The sequence below is a fragment of the Variovorax sp. KBS0712 genome (genome assembly GCF_006323185.2).
GTDB lineage: Bacteria > Pseudomonadota > Gammaproteobacteria > Burkholderiales > Burkholderiaceae_C > Variovorax > Variovorax boronicumulans.
Map to the genome: position 1 here is coordinate 269,406 of NZ_VCCD02000003.1, position 18,527 is coordinate 287,932.

Annotated in this window: 14 protein-coding genes; 11 read left to right on the forward strand and 3 right to left on the reverse strand. The window is 70.0% G+C overall.

The genetic code is table 11. The features are described from left to right. The first annotated feature begins 10 nt into the window (after window positions 1-10). The 10 genes from FFI97_RS26060 to FFI97_RS26100 all read left to right on the forward strand — a co-directional run bounded on the left by FFI97_RS26060 (window position 11) and on the right by FFI97_RS26100 (window position 14,759). Entirely contained in the window at window positions 11-1,402 is a 1,392-nt protein-coding gene (locus FFI97_RS26060; protein WP_139700924.1) for a GspE/PulE family protein, read from the forward strand. Window positions 1,403-1,411: 9 nt separating this feature from the next. Beyond that, complete coding sequence (gene gspF, locus FFI97_RS26065) at window positions 1,412-2,656, forward strand: type II secretion system inner membrane protein GspF (RefSeq protein WP_144004530.1); 1,245 nt, start codon at window positions 1,412-1,414, stop codon at window positions 2,654-2,656. A 22-nt stretch (window positions 2,657-2,678) separates the two neighbouring features. Beyond that, window positions 2,679-3,578: a 5'-nucleotidase gene (locus tag FFI97_RS26070; RefSeq protein WP_070060017.1), complete on the forward strand. Its 900-nt coding sequence runs from the start codon at window positions 2,679-2,681 to the stop codon at window positions 3,576-3,578. A gap of 467 nt (window positions 3,579-4,045) precedes the next feature. Further along, on the forward strand, window positions 4,046-6,103 hold the full coding sequence (locus tag FFI97_RS26075) for a LamG-like jellyroll fold domain-containing protein (RefSeq protein WP_139700922.1): 2,058 nt from the start codon (window positions 4,046-4,048) through the stop codon (window positions 6,101-6,103). A 50-nt stretch (window positions 6,104-6,153) separates the two neighbouring features. Then, the gene (locus tag FFI97_RS33690) at window positions 6,154-6,330 is read left to right on the forward strand and encodes a hypothetical protein (protein ID WP_185993741.1); all 177 of its coding nucleotides are present in this window, start codon (window positions 6,154-6,156) and stop codon (window positions 6,328-6,330) included. Between the two features lie 32 nt (window positions 6,331-6,362). After that, on the forward strand, window positions 6,363-8,582 hold the full coding sequence (locus tag FFI97_RS26080) for a phosphocholine-specific phospholipase C (RefSeq protein ID WP_139701149.1): 2,220 nt from the start codon (window positions 6,363-6,365) through the stop codon (window positions 8,580-8,582). A gap of 15 nt (window positions 8,583-8,597) precedes the next feature. After that, on the forward strand, window positions 8,598-10,841 hold the full coding sequence (locus FFI97_RS26085; protein ID WP_139700920.1) for a phosphocholine-specific phospholipase C: 2,244 nt from the start codon (window positions 8,598-8,600) through the stop codon (window positions 10,839-10,841). 48 nt (window positions 10,842-10,889) lie between these two features. Further along, on the forward strand, window positions 10,890-11,792 hold the full coding sequence (locus tag FFI97_RS26090) for a LysR substrate-binding domain-containing protein (RefSeq protein ID WP_139700918.1): 903 nt from the start codon (window positions 10,890-10,892) through the stop codon (window positions 11,790-11,792). A gap of 118 nt (window positions 11,793-11,910) precedes the next feature. Further along, on the forward strand, window positions 11,911-13,326 hold the full coding sequence (locus FFI97_RS26095) for a nucleobase:cation symporter-2 family protein (RefSeq protein ID WP_139700916.1): 1,416 nt from the start codon (window positions 11,911-11,913) through the stop codon (window positions 13,324-13,326). Beyond that, window positions 13,323-14,759, forward strand: coding sequence for an 8-oxoguanine deaminase (locus FFI97_RS26100; protein WP_139700914.1), 1,437 nt, complete (start codon window positions 13,323-13,325; stop codon window positions 14,757-14,759). Before FFI97_RS26095 ends, FFI97_RS26100 begins: the two co-directional genes overlap by 4 nt. A 21-nt stretch (window positions 14,760-14,780) precedes the next feature. On the opposite strand, the gene FFI97_RS26105 is transcribed toward FFI97_RS26100, so the two are convergent. From FFI97_RS26105 to FFI97_RS26115, 3 genes are read right to left on the reverse strand one after another with little or no spacing between them, the layout of a single operon-like run. After that, the gene (locus FFI97_RS26105; RefSeq protein ID WP_139700912.1) at window positions 14,781-16,079 is read right to left on the reverse strand and encodes a c-type cytochrome; all 1,299 of its coding nucleotides are present in this window, start codon (window positions 16,077-16,079) and stop codon (window positions 14,781-14,783) included. Between the two features lie 7 nt (window positions 16,080-16,086). After that, window positions 16,087-16,812, reverse strand: a complete 726-nt coding sequence (locus FFI97_RS26110; protein ID WP_139700911.1) for a c-type cytochrome — start codon at window positions 16,810-16,812, stop codon at window positions 16,087-16,089. After that, window positions 16,812-17,000 carry a DUF2970 domain-containing protein gene (locus FFI97_RS26115; RefSeq protein ID WP_056573062.1) on the reverse strand — a complete coding sequence of 63 codons (189 nt, stop codon included), beginning with the start codon at window positions 16,998-17,000 and terminating at the stop codon, window positions 16,812-16,814. The genes FFI97_RS26110 and FFI97_RS26115 overlap by 1 nt, the downstream gene beginning before the upstream one ends. A 99-nt stretch (window positions 17,001-17,099) precedes the next feature. On the opposite strand from FFI97_RS26115, the gene FFI97_RS26120 reads away from it, so the two are divergent. Then, on the forward strand, window positions 17,100-18,518 hold the full coding sequence (locus tag FFI97_RS26120) for a PLP-dependent aminotransferase family protein (RefSeq protein ID WP_139700909.1): 1,419 nt from the start codon (window positions 17,100-17,102) through the stop codon (window positions 18,516-18,518). The last annotated feature ends 9 nt before the right edge of the window (window positions 18,519-18,527 follow it).

The window sequence follows — 18,527 nt, forward strand, 5'->3', positions numbered from 1 at the left end:
CCCGCCACCCATGCGCTATCCCCTGCCTTACGCGTTCGCACGCAGCCAGCAACTGCTGCTCGAAGCCACGGACGACGGCCGCCACACGTTGTGGATGTCTTCCCACCCGGCACGCAGCGCGGTCGGTGAAGTGACCCGCAAGTACGGCGTGCAGGCCTTCGAGGTGCTCGACGACGGCCCGCTCGCGCAGCGCATCAGCGCCGCCTACGCGCAGGGCGAATCGAGCGCCGCCGCGGTGGTCAGCGAAGTGCAGAACGACGCCGACCTCTCGCGCATGATGCAGGAGCTGCCGGCGGTCGAAGACCTGCTGGCCAGCGCCGGCGACGCGCCCATCATCCGCATGCTCAACGCGCTGCTCACGCAGGCCGCGCGCGACGGCGCCAGCGACATCCACATCGAGCCCTACGAGCGCACGTCGTCGGTGCGCTTTCGCATCGACGGCACGCTGCGCGAGGTGGTGCAACCCAACCGCGCACTGCACGCCGCGCTGATCTCGCGCCTGAAGATCATGGCCGACCTCGACATCTCCGAGAAGCGGCTGCCGCAGGACGGGCGCATCTCCTTGCGCATCGGCACGCGCGCGGTCGACGTGCGGGTGTCGACGCTGCCCAGCGCGCATGGCGAACGCGCCGTGCTGCGCCTCCTGGACAAGAGCGAATCGAAGCTCACGCTCGAATCGGTCGGCATGCAGGGCGACTCGCTGGCGCGCTTCGAAAAGCTCATTGCGCAGCCGCACGGCATCATCCTCGTGACCGGCCCTACCGGCTCGGGCAAGACCACCACGCTGTATGCCGCGCTGGCCCGGCTCGATGCGAGCCGCAGCAACATCATGACGGTGGAAGACCCCATCGAGTACGAGCTGCCGGGCGTGGGCCAGACGCAGATCAACGCCAAGATCGAACTCACCTTCGCCAAGGCCCTGCGCGCCATCCTGCGGCAAGACCCCGACGTGATCATGATCGGCGAAATCCGCGACTTCGAAACCGCGCAGATCGCCATCCAGGCCTCGCTCACCGGCCACCTCGTGCTGGCCACGCTGCACACCAACGATTCGGTGAGCGCCGTCACGCGCCTGACCGACATGGGCGTGGAGCCCTTCCTGCTGAGCTCGTCGCTGCTCGGCGTGCTGGCGCAGCGCCTCGTGCGCAAGGTCTGCACCGCCTGCGGCGGCCCGGGCTGCGAGGCCTGCGGCCAGACCGGCTACCAGGGCCGCACCGGCATCTTCGAGCTGCTCGTGGCCGACGACGAAGTGCAGGCCCTCATCCACGGCAAGGCCGCCGAGAGCGCGCTGTTCGAGGCCGGCGCGCGCGGCGGCCTGCGCTCCATGCGCGAAGACGGCGAACGGCTGGTGCAGGCCGGCATCACCTCGCGCGCCGAACTGCTGCGCGTCACCCGCGAGTAGCGACCCGCGATGCCCGCCTATTCCTTCGAAGCCATCGATGCCAGCGGCCAGTCGCGCGAGGGCGTGCTCGAGGCCGACACCGCGCGCGCCGCACGCGGCCTGCTGCGGGCACAGGCGCTCATTCCGCTGTCGGTCAAGCCGGTCGGCGGCGGCGATGCGGCCGGCGGTGGCGGCAGCGCCGGCAGCACGCTCACGCGCTGGCTTGGCGGCGGCAAGCGGGTCTTCAATTCGACGAACCTCGCCGTGTGGACACGCCAGCTCGCCGGCCTCATCTCGGCCGGCCTGCCGCTGGAACGCGCGCTCACGGCCCTCACCGACGAAGCCGAATCGGAACCGCAGCGCAACCTCGTCGCCTCGCTGCGCGCCGAGGTCAACGCGGGCTCGCCCTTCGCGCGCGCGCTGTCGGCGCACCCGCGCGAGTTCTCGCCCATCTACACCGCCGTGATCGGCGCCGGCGAGCAAAGCGGCAACCTCGGGCTCGTGCTCGAGCGCCTGGCCGACGACCTCGAAGAGCGCCAGGTGTTGCAGCAGAAGCTGATCGGCGCCGCGCTGTACCCGGCCATCGTCACGCTGGTGGCGATCGTGATCGTGATCTTCCTCGTGAGCTACGTGGTGCCCCAGGTGGCGCAGGTGTTCGCGGGCACCAAGCGCTCGCTGCCCTTCCTCACGACCGTGATGCTGTCGCTGAGCGCGGCCGTGCGCAACTACGGCTGGTGGATGCTGGGTGCCATCGTGATCGCAGCCATCGGCGTGCGTGTCGCGCTGGCACAGGAAGCCTTCCGCCTCAAGTTCGACGCCGCCTGGCTCAAGCTGCCGCTGGTCGGCAAGCTCGCGCGCGGCTACAACGCGGCGCGCTTCGCCAGCACGCTCGCCATGCTGGCCACGGCCGGCGTGCCGATCCTGCGCGCGCTACAGGCCGCCTCCGAAACACTGGGCAACCGCGCCATGCGCGCCGACGCGCTCGACGCGCTGGTGCTGGTGCGCGAGGGCGCGCCGCTGGCCTCTGCGCTGGCGCAGAAGAAACGCTTCCCGGGGCTGGTGTCGATGTTCGCGCGCCTGGGCGAGCAGACCGGCACGCTGCCCGTGATGCTGCAACGCGCCGCCAACCAGCTCGGCGCCGAAGTGCAGCGCCGCGCCATGCACCTGGCCACCATCCTGGAGCCGCTGCTCATCGTCGCCATGGGCGGCGTGGTCATGCTCATCGTGCTGGCCGTCATGCTGCCTATCATCCAGCTCAATCAGTTCGTCAAGTGACGACGGACGGGGAGCCCCTCACATGCCCGTAACGCTCGAAGACAAACTCGTGGTCGCGATCTCCTCGCGGGCCCTGTTCAACCTCGAAGAAGAAAACAAGATCTTCGAGGCCGGCGACAACGAGGGCTACATGAAGCTGCAGCTCGACCGCATCGATGAACCGGCCGCGCCCGGCATCGCGTCGTCGCTGATCCGCAAGCTGCTGCGCTTCAACGAAGACGGCGTGCAGCGCGTCGAGGTGGTCATTCTTTCGCGCAACGACCCGGTGTCGGGCATGCGCATCTTCAAGTCGAGCGCCGCGGCCGACATCAAGCTGCAGCGCGGCGTGTTCACCCAAGGTCGCCCGCCCTTCGGTTACCTGCGCCCGCTGCGCGCGCACCTGTTCCTGTCGGTCAACGCGCAAGACGTGCGCGAAGCGCTCGCCGCAGGCTTTCCCGCCGCGCGCGTGCTGGTCGAATCGGTGAAAGCCAGCGACGCGTGGCCGAACGAAGTGCGCATCGCCTTCGACGGTGATGCCGTGCTGTTCAGCGACGAGGCCGAGCGCGTGTTCCAGGCCGAGGGCCTCGACGCCTTCCAGGCCCACGAACTCAGCAAGGCCGACCTGCCCCTGCCCGAAGGCCCGTTCAAGCCGCTGCTGATGGCCTTGCACCGTCTGCAGATGGCGGGCAATGCGCAGATGCGCATCCGCACCGCACTGGTCACGGCGCGCAGCGCGCCGGCACACGAGCGCGCGATCCGCACGCTCATGAAGTGGAACATCCGCGTCGACGAAGCGATGTTCCTCGGCGGCCTGCCCAAGGGCGAGTTCCTGCGCGAGTTCGAGCCCGACTTCTTCTTCGACGACCAGACCGGTCACGTCGACGCAGCCTCGCGGCATGTGCCTGCGGGGCATGTATCGAGCGGCATCAGCAACGAGCCCTGACGCCGTTCAGGGCGCGATCACGCCGACGGGGCACCTTGCTCCGCGAATGTCCTCCGCCCTTCGGGCTCCCCCTTTATTTCGCTGCGCAAGGCACCCCATCGACGTGATCGATGGGCAGTGCAGTCGTTGATCGGCCGCACACCAGCAACGTGCCTCGTGCGCAGGGCACTGGGTGCTCCCCGCAGCGAAATCAAGGAGGAGGGGCGCAGCCCCGGGGGACATTCGCGGAGGGGAGTACCCGGTGTCCTGTGCACGCGCCCCAGCCCCTCTTTCGCGGTCTCCACGAAGCCGCAGACCAGCGCGTTGTCACACGCGTTTCGTCCCACTGTCATCGCTCGTTCACTGCCAAGTAACGGGTTCTCCCTAGTCTTGTCGCCTGTCCGGTGCGCAGTGCCTTCGTGGCACTTTTTTTTCGCGCCGGCCTTTCACCTCCTTCGACAGACAACAAGAACCGAACGGCTTTTCCGATGCGTCCGAACCCCCTCACGAACGCCGCGCCTCTCACGCGCTGGCTGTTGCCCCTTGCGATTTCCGCCGCGCTCGCGGCCTGCGGCGGTGGAGGCGGCGGTGGCGTTGCCTTTCCCCCGATCAGCGGCACCCCGACGCCGCCCCCGAGCAGCACGCCCAACGAAGGCAAGAGCGGCCCGAAGGCACTGATCGTCGAGATCGACGGCCTCACGCATGCCGTCCTGCGCGACGCCATCGCGCAGAAGAAGGTGCCGGCCGCGCTGCAATCGCTGCAGCTGGCTCCCGCATGGACCGGCGGCACCGACGGCGCACTCAGCGAGCAGCCCGCCACCGACGGCCCCGGCTGGGCCACGCTGCTGACCGGCACCTGGGTGCCGCGCCATGCGGTGCGCGCCGACACCGCGGACCAGCGCATCGACGCCAAGCTCGCGCCCTCGGTCTTCGCCTTTGCGAAGCAGAAGAAGGACGCGGGCTACCTGACTGCATCGGTCACCGCCAACGCGCTCTATCCGAACCTGCTGCTCGCAGAGACCGGCACGCTCGACACCGCCGTCGACTGCGCCGGCGCCGACGCCTGCGTGACCGCCAACACCACGCGCCTCATCGGCGCAGGCTACGACCTGCTCGTGGCGCAGTACAGCGCGCCCGCCGCCGCGGCCGCCAACGGCCTGCGCAGCGACAGCTACCAGCGCGCCGTCTCCGACACCGCAACGGCCGTCGGCCAGCTGCTCGCGCGCATCGCGCAACGCACGGCCAACGACGCGAAGGAAGACTGGCTCGTGATCCTCACGACCGGCCACGGCCTCGATGCCTTCGGCGGCGTCACCAGCCTGAAGGACGTCGACAACAAGACCGTCTTCATCGCCAGCAACAAGACCCTGCCCGCGCTGCCCGCCGTCGGCGCCACCTCGCCGGCCGACGACACCGCGCTGCGCCAGTCGGCCGCCGCGACCGACATCGCGCCCACGGTGCTGCGCCACCTTGGCGCACTGCCCGCGACCGCGGCCTACAACCTCAACGGCCAGGCCCTGCAGGCCACCACCGCCGTGCAGCAGCTCGCGGCCCGCACCAGCGCCGACCGCAGCAGCATCGAACTCTCGTGGACGCTCGCGGGCGACCTCGGCGGCCCGGTGCAGGTGCTGCGCGACGGCAAGCCCATCGCCACGCTGCCGGCCGGTGCCACACGCTACACCGACCCCGTCAAGGCCGCGACCGACGGCCTCTACGCGTTCCAGTACACGGTCGCGGCCGGTGGCGCCAACGTCTCGGTCTCCGCGCAGATCGCCTACGTGAAGGTGGGCCTGGTCAACCTCTTCCCGCTCGACGCGCTGCCCGCGCTGGACCTCAACGCGACCGCGACGCTCGTGCCCATGGCCGCGGATGCCGATGGCGGTTCGCTCGTGGCCGACGACAACTTCCTGCCGCCCTACCGCGTGCAGGCGCTGCGCGTGGACAGCCGCATCAAGAACGCGAGCGGCATGGCCGGCTACAAGCTGCTGCAGACGCGCGACGTGACCACGTCGCCCGCCGTGGCCGCCTTCACCTTCGGCTTCTGGCTGCGCACCGACGCCACCTGCAGCCAGGGCGTGAGCAACGGCGCCTCGGTCATCGCCAACAAGAACTACGACACCGGCGACAACGCCGGCCTGGCGCTCGGCCTGTTCAGCAACTGCGAGCTGCGCTTCAACACCGGCACCGGCAGCGGCCGCGGCGAGATCAAGGGCAAGCACTTCCTGAGCGCGGGCCGCTGGGCCTACGTCGCGATGGTCGTCGACAAGGCCGGCAAGAACATGAGCGGCTATGTGTTCGACCCCGTGAAGGGCACGCAGACCGGCAGCGTCGCGCTCTCGAATGCGCTGGTCGCCGCACTCGGCGGCCTGGGCAAGGGCATCGCCCTGAACGAAGACGCCACCGGCCTGTACTACCAGCGCTGGTCGGCTTCGCCACGCGGCGCGATGGACTTCAACGACTTCGCGATCTGGAACCGCGCGCTCACCGCCGAAGAACTCACGGCCATCTACACCTCGGGCCAGCCGCTGTCGGCACTGGCGCCTTGATTACTCCGATCACCCCGATCTCCACGACATCACCAAGAGAGGATCACCCCATGCTGCTTCAAGCTTCCCTCCCCGCGCGCCTGCTGGCCGCCTTCCTCCTGGCCTGCACGCTGTCCGCCTGCGGCGGCAGCGACAACGGCGGCGGCGGCATTCCGCCCGTCATCACGCCGCAACCGCAGCCCCAACCCGAGCCCGGCGTGAAGCCCGAAATGCGCTGCGCACCGTGACCCGCGACGTCATGACATCCCACGACAAGACCATGAATTCACGCCGCAAATTCCTCACGGGCACCGCCACCACCGGCGCGGCCGCCCTCGCCCTCTCGGCCTTCCCGCCGAGCATCCGCCGCGCACTGGCCATTCCCGCCAACAACAAGACCGGCACCATCAAGGACGTCGAGCACATCGTCATCCTGATGCAGGAAAACCGTTCGTTCGACCACTACTTCGGCACGCTCATGGGCGTGCGTGGTTTCGGCGATCGCTTCACCATTCCGCTGCCGGGCGGTCGCAACGTGTGGCAGCAGGCCGACGAGACGGGCGCGCCCGTGCTGCCCTACCACCTGGACCAGACCAAGGGCAACGCGCAGCGCGTGGCCGGCACGCCGCACGACTGGAACGACGGCCAGAACGCCTGGGACGGCGGCCGTGCGTACCAGTGGGTCAGGTACAAGAAGACCGGCACCGCGCCGTACACCCAGGCCATGGGCTACCTCGAGCAGGCCGAGCTGCCGTACCAGTTCGCGCTGGCCAACGCCTTCACGCTGTGCGACGGCTACCACTGCAGCATGCACACGGGCACCAACTCGAACCGCATGTTCCACTGGACCGGCACCAACGGCCCCACGGGTGCGAACGTGGCCTCGGTCACCAACGAGTGGGACGACAGCTACACGCCGCCCTCGACCACCGGCTACGAGTGGAAGACCTTCCCCGAGCGCCTGCAGGCCGCCGGCGTCAGCTGGATCGTGTATGAAAACATGCGCGACAACTTCGGCGACAACCCGCTGGTCGGCTTCAAGCAGTACCGCCAGGCCAGCGAGGCCTCGGGCAAGCCGATCAAGAACACCGGCCCGGTGCCGGCCTACGACCCGGCCAGCGACGACGCCGGCAACCCGCTGTACAAGGGCATCGCCAACACGATGCCCGGGGCCAACGTGGACGAGTACCTGAACGCCTTCCGCAACGACGTGAAGAACGGCAAGCTGCCGCAGGTGTCGTGGATCATCGCGCCCGCCACCTACTCGGAGCACCCCGGACCGTCGAGCCCGGTGGAAGGCGGCTGGTACATCCAGGAAACGCTCGATGCCCTCACCGCCGTGCCCGAGGTGTGGAGCAAGACCGTGCTGCTCATCAACTTCGACGAGAACGACGGCTACTTCGACCACTACCCGTCGCCCGCCGCGCCCTCGCTCAACCCCGACGGCTCGCCCGCCGGCAAGACGACGCTGCCCGAGGCCGACATCGCCTTCGAACGCTTCACGCACCCCAAGCCGCCGGGCACCACCAAGCAGCCCGCGCCCGACGGCCGCGTCTACGGCCCCGGCGTGCGCGTGCCGATGTACGTGATCTCGCCCTGGAGCCGCGGCGGCTGGGTGAACTCGCAGGCCTTCGACCACACCTCGGTGATCCGCTTCATCGAGGCGCGCTTCGGCGTGAAGGAGCCGAACATCTCGCCGTTCCGTCGCGCGGTGTGCGGCGACCTGACGAGCGCCTTCAACTTCGCCACGCCCAACAACGAAGTGCTGCCGACGCTGGCCGGCCGCACGAGTCGCACGCAGGCGAACGACAAGCGCGCGGCGCAGGAAGCCCAGGCGCAGGTCCCGATGCCCTCCACACCGCAGCTGCCGCGCCAGGCCGCCGGCACGCGCCCTTCGCGCGCCCTGCCCTACGAACTGCACGTGAGCGCGCGCAACGACGCCACCAGCGGCAAGGTGCGGCTGCTGTTCGCCAACACCGGCAAGGCCGCCGCCGTGTTCCATGTGTACGACAAGCTCAACCTGGAACGCCTGCCGCGCCGCTACATGGTCGAGGCCGGCAAGACGCTGGACGACACCTGGAACGCGATGCTCGACAACACGGGCTTCTACGACCTGTGGGTGCTCGGCCCCAACGGCTTCCACCGCCATTTCCGCGGTGACCTGAACAGCCTGCGCGCCGGCGATGCGCCCAACCCCGAAGTGCGCGTGTGCTACGACATCGCCAACGGCAATGTCTACCTGCAGATGCTCAACGGCGGTCGCAACGCCTGCAAGTTCACCGTGCGCCCCCGAGCCTACCGCACCGACGGCCCGTGGACCGCGACCGTGGCCGGCGGCACCTCGGCCGAGCAGCACTGGGACCTGGCCGCGAGCGGCGCCTGGTACGACTTCGAAGTGACCTGCGACGCCGACACCAGCTACTACCGGCGCTTCGCGGGCCGCGTGGAAACCGGCCGGCATTCGGTGAGCGACCCGGCCATGGGCACGGCCGCCGCCTGAGGCCAGGGTGACACCATGACCTCCCGCCGCCACTTCCTCACCGGCACCGCCACCACCGGTGCCGCCGCGCTCGCGCTCTCGGCCTTCCCGCCGAGCATCCGGCGCGCACTGGCCATTCCGGCCAACAACAAGACCGGCACGATCAAGGACGTCGAGCACGTCGTGATCCTGATGCAGGAGAACCGTTCGTTCGACCACTACTTCGGCACGCTCGCCGGCGTGCGTGGCTTCGGCGACCGCTTCCCCATTCCGCTGCCCAAGGGCCTCAACGTGTGGCAGCAAAGCGATGCCAACGGCAACGTGGTGCTGCCGTACCACTTCGACAGCCGCAAGGGCAACGCGCAGCGCGACGGCGGCACGCCGCACGACTGGGACGACAGCCAGCAGGCCTGGGGCGGCGGCCGCATGAACGAATGGGCGCGCTACAAGACGCCCAAGGCCATGGGCTACCACAAGCAGGCCGAGATCCCGTTCCAGTTCGCGCTGGCCGATGCCTTCACGCTGTGCGACGCGTACCACTGCGCGATGCACACCGGCACCGACGCGAACCGCTCGTTCCACATCACCGGCACCAACGGCCCGACCGCGCAGAACGTGGCCTTCGTCAGCAACGAGTGGGACTGGCTGGACGCCACCCCCAGCAAGGTCGACACCGGCTACACGTGGAAGACCTACGCCGAGCGCCTCGAAGACGCCGGCGTGAGCTGGATCTGCTACCAGAACATGCCCGACGAATGGGGCGACAACATGCTGGGCGCGTTCCGCCAGTTCCGCCGCGCCAACCGCGCGTCGCCCTACCCGGTGACCAGCGGCTACTACAAGGCGCCGTTTTCCGACACGGGCCAGAAGCTTCCCTTCCACGCCTACGACGCGGCCAGCGACAACCCGGGCAACCCGCTGTACAAGGGCATCGCCAACACGCTGCCCGGCGACAAGCCCGAGGACTACCTGGACGCGTTCCGGCGCGACATCAAAGCCGGCCGCCTGCCGCAGGTGAGCTGGATCAACGCGCCCTCGGCCTACTGCGAGCACCCGGGCCCGTCCAGCCCGGTGCAGGGCGCATGGTTCCTCCAGGAAATCCTCGATGCGCTCACCGCCGTGCCCGAGGTCTGGAGCAAGACCGTGCTGCTGGTCAACTTCGACGAGAACGACGGCTACTTCGACCACATGCCCTCGCCGTCGGCGCCCTCGCTCAATCCCGACAAGACGCCGGCCGGCAAGACCACGCTCGCCGCCGACGCCCTGAAGCCCGAGTACTTCACGCAGCCGGCACCCGACGGCAGCACCTCGCAGCCGAAGCCCGACAACCGCGTCTTCGGCCCCGGCCCGCGCGTGCCGCTGTACGTGATCTCGCCCTGGAGCCGCGGCGGCTGGGTCAGCTCGCAGGCCTTCGACCACACCTCGGTGCTGCGCTTCCTCGAAACGCGCTTCGGCGTGAAGGAGCCCAACATCTCGCCGTTCCGACGCGCGGTGTGCGGCGACCTCACGAGCGCCTTCAACTTCGCCACGCCGAACACCGAGGCCCTGCCCACTCTCGCGGGCAAACTGAGCAGGACGGACGCCGACAAGGTGCGCAACGACCAGCAGGCGTTGCCGCTGGTGCCGCTGCCGACCGATCCGCAGCTGCCGCGCCAGGCCACCGGCACGCGCCCATCGCGCGCCCTGCCCTACGAGCTGCACACGAGCGCCAAGGCCGACACCCTCGCCGGCACTGTGAAGCTGATCTTCTCGAACACCGGCAAGGCCGCGGCCGTGTTCCACGTGTACGACAAGCTCAATCTCGACCGCCTGCCGCGTCGCTACATGGTCGAGGCCGGCAAGACGCTCGACGACAGCTGGACCGCTGCGATCGACAACAGCGGCTTCTACGACCTGTGGGTGCTCGGCCCCAACGGCTACCACCGCCACTTCAAGGGCGACCTCAACCGCCTGCGCGCCGGCGGCGTGGCCGCGCCCGAGGTGCGTGTCTGCTACGACATCGCCAACGGCAACGTCTACCTGCAGATGCGCAACGACGGCAAGGCCCGGTGCAAGTTCACGGTGCGCGCCAAGGCCTACCGCGACGACGGCCCGTGGAACGCGACGGTGAATGGCGGGGCCCAGGCCGAGCAGCACTGGGAACTCGCCGCCAGCGGCCAGTGGTACGACTTCGCCGTCACCTGCGACAGCGACCCGGCCTTCTACCGCCGCTTCGCCGGCCGCGTGGAAACCGGCAAGCACACGGTCAGCGATCCGGCGATGGGCTTGCCCGACCTCTGAAGACGTAGGCATGATCCCCCCGCGCCCGCCAGCGGCGCGGGGGAATTCATGCACGCCAAGGTCATCCGGTACTTCGTCGAAGTGGTTCGCGCGGGCTCGATCCGCAAGGCGGCCGAGCAGCTGCACGTGGTGCCCACGGCCGTCAACCGCCAGATCCTCAACCTCGAGGAAGAACTGGGCGCGCCGCTGTTCGAGCGCATCCACAACACGCTCAAGCTCACGCCCGTGGGCGAGATCGTGCTGGCGCATGCGCGCGGCACGCTGCGCGAGTTCGACCTGGTGCGCCAGCGCATCGAGGACGTGCGCGGCCTGCGCCAGGGCGAGGTCACGCTGGCCACCACCGCCGGCCTGGCCGACGCCTTCCTGCCGGCCGTGGTGCAGCGCTTTCGCGCCGCGCACCCGGGCATCCAGCTGAAACTGCTGGGCCTGCCCATCGCGGCCGTGCTGCGCAGCGTGGCCGAAGGCGATGCCGACCTGGCGCTGGCCTACGACGTGCCCGGCACGGCCGGCTTTCGCACGCTGTTCAGCAGCGAGTGGCCGATCGGCGCGGTGGTGCCGCCGGGCCATCCGCTCACGGCGCATGCGACCGCGCTGCTGGCCGAGTGCGTGGGCTACCCGCTGATCCTGCCCGCGCCTTCGCTGTCGATCCGACCGATCCTCGACGCCGCCTTCGAGCGCTCGGCCATCCGCGTGTCGCCGGTGGTCGAGACCACGTCCACCGCGCTGATGCGCCGGCTGGTGCGCGACGGCGGCGGCATCACGCTGCTCAATCGCCTGGACGTGGACGAGGAGCGCAACGACGGCACCCTCGTCTTCGTGCCGCTGCGCGACACCACGCTGCGCGCCCAGACGCTCACGCTCGAGACCCGCGCCGCGCAGGCGCCGAGCGCCGCGGCCGAGCTGTTCGCGAACCATGTCGTGGCCTGCCTGGACGACCTGCTGGCGCCCTGACATGCACCCTGGATGACCGTCCACTTTTTGTGCACAGGGCACGTCATTTATTGACTTTGCATGTGCAAAGACATCGCTCCTAGACTGCCGCGCCGGTTCATCGGCAGGAAAGGTTCCCATGTTCTCGAACGATAAAAAGACCCCCGCAGGAGACGGCGAAGGGGTCGACCAGAAGCTTCCGCTCGCCCGCTGCGGCGCACTGAGCCTGCAGCACGTGCTCGTGATGTACGCGGGCACGGTGGCCGTGCCGCTCATCGTGGGCGGCGCGCTCGGCCTCTCGAAGGCCGACATCGCCTTCCTCATCAACGCCGACCTGTTTGCCGCCGGCATCGCCACGCTGGTGCAGGCCATCGGCTTCTGGCGCTTCGGCATCCGCATGCCGGTGATGATGGGCGTGACCTTCGCGGCCGTCGGGCCGATGATCGCCATCGGCATGGACCCCTCGCTCGGGCTGCCCGCCATCTACGGCGCGACCATCGTGGCGGGCGTGTTCGGCATGCTCGTCGCGCCGCTCATGGGGCGCGTGCTGGGCGTGTTTCCGCCGCTGGTCACGGGCACGGTCATCACGCTGATCGGCGTGTCGCTCATGGGCGTGGCCATCAACTGGGCCGCGGGCGGCCAGCCCACCGCGACCCGCATGGTCGACGGCGTGGCGCACGCGGTGGCCAACCCGGCCTACGGCGAGCCGGTGAACCTGGCGATTGCCGCGGCGGTGCTGGCGGTGATCATCGCGATCACGCGCTTCGGCAAGGGCCTCATCGCCAACATCGCGGTGCTGCTGGGCATCGTGTTCGGCGTGGGCCTGTCGCTGGCGCTCGGGCGCATGCACTTCGACGGGCTCGAGGAAGCCAGCTGGATGGCCGTGACCACGCCCTTCCACTTCGGCATGCCGCGCTTCGAGCTCACGGCCATCGCCTCGATGTGCATCGTGATGCTCATCACGCTGGTCGAATCGACCGGCATGTTCCTCGCGCTGGGCGAGATCACCGGCCGCAAGGTGACGACCGACGCGCTCACGCGCGGGCTGCGCGCCGACGGGCTGGGCACCGTCATCGGCGGCGTGTTCAACACCTTTCCGTACACCTCGTTCTCGCAGAACGTGGGGCTGGTCACGGTGACGGGCGTGCGCTCGCGCTACGTAGCGGCGGGCGGTGGCCTGATGCTGATCGCGCTCGCACTCTTTCCGAAGATCGCGCACATCGTGGCCTCGGTGCCGCAGTTCGTGCTCGGCGGCGCGGGCATCGTGATGTTCGGCATGGTGGCGGCCACGGGCGTGCGCATCCTGGGCGCGATCGACTATGCGCAGAACCGCCACGCGCTGTACGTGATCGCCATCTCCATCGGGCTGGGCCTGGTGCCCACGCTGTCGCCGAACTTCTTCCAGCACTTCCCCGCCTGGACCCATCCGCTGACGCACAGCGGCATCGTGCTGGGCACGCTGGCCGCGGTGCTGCTCAATCTTTTCTACAACGGCGTGCTGTCGAAGGAACGCTCCTTCGCGATGGCGGCGCGCACTTCGCACGGTACCGAATGACTTTCCAGAACCCTTCGTCCTCTTCACCGCAGCGCCCGCCGCTGCTGATCGTGCGCCACGCCGACGTGCTCGTCACCATGGACGCCGCCCGGCGCGAGATCGCCGACGGCGCCGTGGTGATGGACGGCCCCGCCGTCGCCTGGGTGGGCGCCACGGCCGAGCTGCCGGCGCCCTACCTCGACGCGCTGCGCAGCGGCCAGGCCGAGGCCATGGACATGCACGGCCATGTCGTGATGCCCGGGCTGGTGAACACGCACCACCACATGTACCAGAGCCTCACGCGCGCCGTGCCCGAGGCGCAGGACGCCGAGCTTTTCGGCTGGCTCACCAACCTGTACCTGCTGTGGGCGCGGCTCACGCCCGAGATGATCCGCGTGTCGACGCAGACCGCCATGACCGAGCTGATGCGCTCGGGCTGCACCACCACCAGCGACCACCTCTACCTGTTCCCCAACGGCTCGCGGCTCGACGACTCGATCGAGGCGGCCGACGCCATGGGCATGCGCTTTCATGCGGCGCGCGGCAGCATGAGCGTGGGCCGCAGCGCCGGCGGCCTGCCGCCCGACGAGGTGGTGGAGACCGAGGCCGCGATCCTGCGCGACAGCGAACGGCTCATCGACCGCTGGCACAACCCCGCGCGCCATTCGATGCGCCGCATCGTGCTGGCGCCCTGCTCGCCGTTCTCGGTGTCGCGCGACCTGATGCGGCTGTCGGCCGAGCTGGCGCGCGAACGCGGCGTGTCGCTGCACACGCACCTGGCCGAGAACGACAACGACGTGGCCTACTCGCGCGAGAAGTTCGGCATGACGCCGGCCGAGTACGCCGAAGACCTGGGCTGGGTCGGCCACGACGTGTGGCACGCGCACTGCGTGAAGCTCGACGACGCCGGCATCGCGCTCTTCGGGCGCACCGGCACCGGCGTGGCGCACTGCCCGTGCTCGAACATGCGGCTGGCCTCGGGCATCGCGCCCATCGGGGCCATGCGGCGCGCGGGCGTGCCCGTGGGCCTGGGCGTGGACGGCAGCGCGTCGAACGACGGCGCGCACATGCTGGGCGAGGCACGCCAGGCCATGCTGCTGCAGCGCGTGGGCTACGGCCCCGCCGCCATGACGGCGCGCGAGGCGCTGGAGATCGCCACGGTCGGTGGCGCGCGCGTGCTCGGGCGCGACGACATCGGCGCGCTGGCGCCGGGCATGTCGGCCGACCTCGTGGCCTTCGACATGCGCGGCGTGGACCACGCGGGCGCCTGGCACGACCCGGTCGCGGCGCTGGTGTTCTGCACACCGGTGGCGGCGGCGCTGAGCGTGATCGACGGCGTGGTCCGCATCCGCGACGGGCGCTTCACGGGCTTCGAGCTGGCGCCGCTGCTGGCCACGCACCGCGACCTGGCGCGCACGCTGTACGACAGCGCGCGGCATCCACACACCGCCTGAAAAAGCGGTGCGCCGTGCGCGTCAGCGACGCATGGTGTCCAGCTGCGTGACCGGCGCGGCGTTGTTGCCCCACGACCCGCGGATGTAGGTGAGCACCTCGGCCACCTCGGTGGCGTCGAGCGCGTGCCCGAACGGCGGCATGCCGTAGGGGCGCGGGTTGCCGGCCGTCGCGGGCAGGAAGCCGCCGTGCGCAACCACCTGGATCAGGTTGGTGGGCCGCGCCATCGTCACCGCGCGGTTGCCCGCGAGCGGCGGGTAGGCGCCGGCCGCGCCCTGGCCCTGGTCGCCGTGGCAGTAGGCGCAGCGCTGGTCGTAGATCTTCGCGCCGCGCACCATCGCGCCGGCGTCGCGCCGCACCGGCGCGGCCGGGGCCTTGGTTGCTTCGGGTGCGTCCTTCTTCACGGCCTCGGGCAGGTCCTTCAGGTAGATCGCCATCGCGCCCAGGTCGGCGTCGCTCAGGTACTGCGTGCTGCGGAACACGACGTCGGCCATCGGGCCCATCACCGAGCCCCGCGGGGAGGTGCCCGACTTGAGCAGCGCCACGACATCGGCCGCGGGCCAGTCGGCCACGCCAGCTTCGTGCGGATCGGCCAGCGAGGGCGCATACCAGTTCTCCACCGCGATCAGGCCGCCCGAGAGCCCGAGCTTGGTTTCGGTCGCGCCCAGCGAGTTGCGGCTGCCGTGGCAGGCGATGCAGTGGCCCAGCCCACCCACGAGGTAGGCACCGCGGTTCCATTCGGCCGGCTTGTTCGCGTTCGCCACGAAAGGCTGCGGCTTGAACGAGAGCGCGCGCCACACCGCGAGCGCGGCCTGCGTGTCGTACGGGAAGCGCAGGCGGTGCGCCTTGTTTTCCGTGGCGGCGGGCGCCACGCTGCGCAGGTAGGCGTACAGGGCGTCGGAGTCTTCGCGCGTGACCTGCGTGAAGTTCGGGTACGGGAAGGCCGGGTACAGCAGGCGCCCGTCCTTGCTGCGGCCGTTGTGCATGGCGCGCCAGAAATGCGCGCTGCTCCAGCCGCCGATGCCGTGCGTCGCATCGGGTGTGAGGTTGGTCGCGTAGATGGTGCCGAACGGCGTTTCGAGCGGCACGCCGCCCGCATAGGGCTGGCCGCCACGCGTGGTGTGGCAGCCGGCGCAGTTGCCCGCCAGCGCGAGGTAGCGCCCGCGCTCGACCAGCTGCGGCGTGGCCTCGAAGGCTTCGGCGCCTTCGGGCAGCGGGTCTTCGCCGCGCAGGTTCAGCGCCAGCACGACGCCGGCCAACACGGCCGCCAGGGTGACCAGGCCCAGCAGGGCCCAGCCGAAATGTCTCAATCGCGCGGTCATCGGGTTCTCAGGGTTTCGCCGCGGTGGGCATGCCGCCGCAGGTGACGGGCAGCGGCGCGGGCAGCGAGGCCACCGGGCGGGTGTCGGCCGGCATCGGCTGCACGGCCAGCCAGCTGGCCACGGCGTTGATGTCGGCGGTGGTCATGCGCTGGCCGATCTGCGCCATGCAGTCGGGCGCGGGCGCATGGCGCTCCTTGGTGAGCCAGGCGCCCAGCTGCGACGACACATACAGCCGCGGCAGGCCCAGCAGGCCCGGAATGGCCGGCTGCACGCCCGTGAGCGCGGCGCCGTGGCACTGCACGCAGGCCGGGATCTGGCGCGCGGCATCGCCCTCGAGCGCCAGCTGGCGGCCACGGCGCAGCTGCTCGGGCGAAGCGTCGCTCTGCGGCGAGACCGCCGCGTACGGCAGCGACAGGTTGGCGAAGTACTCGGCCATCTCGCGCAGGTAGTCGTCCGACAGGTGCTGGACCATGTAGGTCATGTCGCTGTTGAAGCGGCGCCCGTCGCGAAAACTCACGAGCTGGTTGAACAGGTAGCCCGCCGGCTTGCCCGCCAGGCGCGGGAAGAAACCGGCGTTGGTGGTGGCGCCCTCGCGCCCATGGCAGGCGATGCAGGCGGCCACGCGCTGCTCGATGGTGTCGGGCACGGTGGTGGTGGCGGCCTGCGCCGCAACCGGGGCAAGCGGCAACAGCAGCGCCAGGGCCAGCGCGGCCCGTTGGAGCACGGCCTTCATCACGTGCCTGCCGCGAAATGCGCCAGGGCCAGCAGGCCCGCGATCAGCAGCAGGGCCATGCACAGCCCCACGCCGATCAGCGGCAGGATGCCCAGCTGGGCGGTCCGCTTGTCGGCGTCGGCCCGGCGGCCGCCCAGCCCGATGAAGCTCCAGAGTACGGCGCGCACCGCGCGCATCAGATTGAACATGGGTCCACTGTCGCGCAAACGGGTCAAAAAAAACAGATGCAGATCCAGCTCGATTCACCATATCAGATTAGAGTCCCCGCGAATGACAACGGCCCATCGATGAAGCGTTATGAAGCCCTGGCCTCGGACATCGAGGCCTCGATCCGCAACGGCACCCTCAAGACCGGCGACCGCCTGCCCTCCGTGCGCCACACGGGCAGCAGCCGCGGCGTGAGCGCCTCCACCGTGTTCCAAGCCTACTACCTGCTGGAGGCGCGCGGGCTGGTGCGCGCGCGCGACCGCTCGGGCTACTACGTGGCCGGCGGCGGCCTGCGCGACGCGCCGCCCGAGACCACCCTCACCTCGCGCCCCGCCGAAGGCCCGCGCGCGCTCGAGGTGAGCGACCAGGTGTTCGACATCCTCGAAGCCAGCATGTCGCGCCAGGTCGTGCCCTTCGGCTCGGCCTTTCCGAGCCCGCTGCTGTTTCCGCTGGCGCGGCTGGGCCAGTTCATGGCGGCCAGCGCCAAGGCGCTCGACCCGTGGCGCACCGTGGACGACCTCACGCCCGGCAGCGCGGCGCTGCGCCGGCAGATCGCGCTGCGCTACCTGGCCGACGGCCTGCCGGTGCCGGCCGAGGAGATCGTCGTCACCAACGGCGCGCTCGAAGCGCTCAACCTGTGCCTCTCGGCCGTCACGCGGCCGGGCGACGCGGTGATCGTCGAGTCGCCCACCTTCTATGCCGCGCTGCAGGCACTCGAACGCATGGGCCTGCGCGCCATCGAGGTGCCGACGCACCCGGGCGAAGGCATCGACCTCGACGCGCTGGCGCAGGCCATCGCCGCGCACAAGCCCACCGCCTGCTGGCTCATGACCACTTTCCAGAACCCGCTGGGCAGCCTCATGCCCGACGCGAAGAAGAAGGCGCTGGTCGAACTGCTCGCGCGGCACGAACTGCCGCTGATCGAGGACGACGTGTACGCCGAGCTCTACTTCGGCGAGCGCCGCCCGCCGCCGGCCAAGGCCTTCGACACGCAGGGGCTGGTGCTGCACTGCTCGTCGTTCTCGAAAAGCCTCGCACCCGGCTACCGCATCGGCTGGGCCTCGGCCGGGCGCTTCGCGCGCAAGGTGGCGCGCCAGAAGCTCACGACCACGCTCAGCACCTCGGTGCCCGCGCAACTGGCGCTGGCCGACTACCTCGAGAAGGGCGGCTTCGACAAGCACCTGCGCAAGCTGCGCCAGACGCTGGCGATGCAGCAGGCCAGCTTCACGCAGGCCGTGGGGCACTACTTCCCGGTGGGCACGCGCGCCACGCGGCCGCTGGGCGGGTACTTCCTGTGGGTCGAGCTGCCGCCGCAGGTGGATGCGCTGGAGATCCATCGCCAGGCGCTGGAGCGTGGCATCAGCGTGGCGCCCGGGCCGATCTTCTCGGCCACGCGCGCGTTCTCGAACTGCTTGCGGCTGAACTACGGCCACGCGTGGGACGCGCACAGCGAGCAGGCCTTGCAGACGCTCGGACGGCTGGTGGCACAAGCGAGCTGAAACGACAAC

What these genes read in the sequence shown, in the direction of transcription:
- FFI97_RS26060 (WP_139700924.1), top strand. Translation starts at nt 11, where the DNA reads ATGCGCTATCCCCTGCCTTACGCGTTCGCACGCAGCCAGCAACTGCTG.
- gspF (WP_144004530.1), top strand. Translation starts at nt 1,412, where the DNA reads ATGCCCGCCTATTCCTTCGAAGCCATCGATGCCAGCGGCCAGTCGCGC.
- FFI97_RS26070 (WP_070060017.1), top strand. Translation starts at nt 2,679, where the DNA reads ATGCCCGTAACGCTCGAAGACAAACTCGTGGTCGCGATCTCCTCGCGG.
- FFI97_RS26075 (WP_139700922.1), top strand. Translation starts at nt 4,046, where the DNA reads ATGCGTCCGAACCCCCTCACGAACGCCGCGCCTCTCACGCGCTGGCTG.
- FFI97_RS33690 (WP_185993741.1), top strand. Translation starts at nt 6,154, where the DNA reads ATGCTGCTTCAAGCTTCCCTCCCCGCGCGCCTGCTGGCCGCCTTCCTC.
- FFI97_RS26080 (WP_139701149.1), top strand. Translation starts at nt 6,363, where the DNA reads ATGAATTCACGCCGCAAATTCCTCACGGGCACCGCCACCACCGGCGCG.
- FFI97_RS26085 (WP_139700920.1), top strand. Translation starts at nt 8,598, where the DNA reads ATGACCTCCCGCCGCCACTTCCTCACCGGCACCGCCACCACCGGTGCC.
- FFI97_RS26090 (WP_139700918.1), top strand. Translation starts at nt 10,890, where the DNA reads ATGCACGCCAAGGTCATCCGGTACTTCGTCGAAGTGGTTCGCGCGGGC.
- FFI97_RS26095 (WP_139700916.1), top strand. Translation starts at nt 11,911, where the DNA reads ATGTTCTCGAACGATAAAAAGACCCCCGCAGGAGACGGCGAAGGGGTC.
- FFI97_RS26100 (WP_139700914.1), top strand. Translation starts at nt 13,323, where the DNA reads ATGACTTTCCAGAACCCTTCGTCCTCTTCACCGCAGCGCCCGCCGCTG.
- FFI97_RS26105 (WP_139700912.1), bottom strand. Translation starts at nt 16,079, where the DNA reads ATGACCGCGCGATTGAGACATTTCGGCTGGGCCCTGCTGGGCCTGGTC.
- FFI97_RS26110 (WP_139700911.1), bottom strand. Translation starts at nt 16,812, where the DNA reads ATGAAGGCCGTGCTCCAACGGGCCGCGCTGGCCCTGGCGCTGCTGTTG.
- FFI97_RS26115 (WP_056573062.1), bottom strand. Translation starts at nt 17,000, where the DNA reads ATGTTCAATCTGATGCGCGCGGTGCGCGCCGTACTCTGGAGCTTCATC.
- FFI97_RS26120 (WP_139700909.1), top strand. Translation starts at nt 17,100, where the DNA reads ATGAAGCGTTATGAAGCCCTGGCCTCGGACATCGAGGCCTCGATCCGC.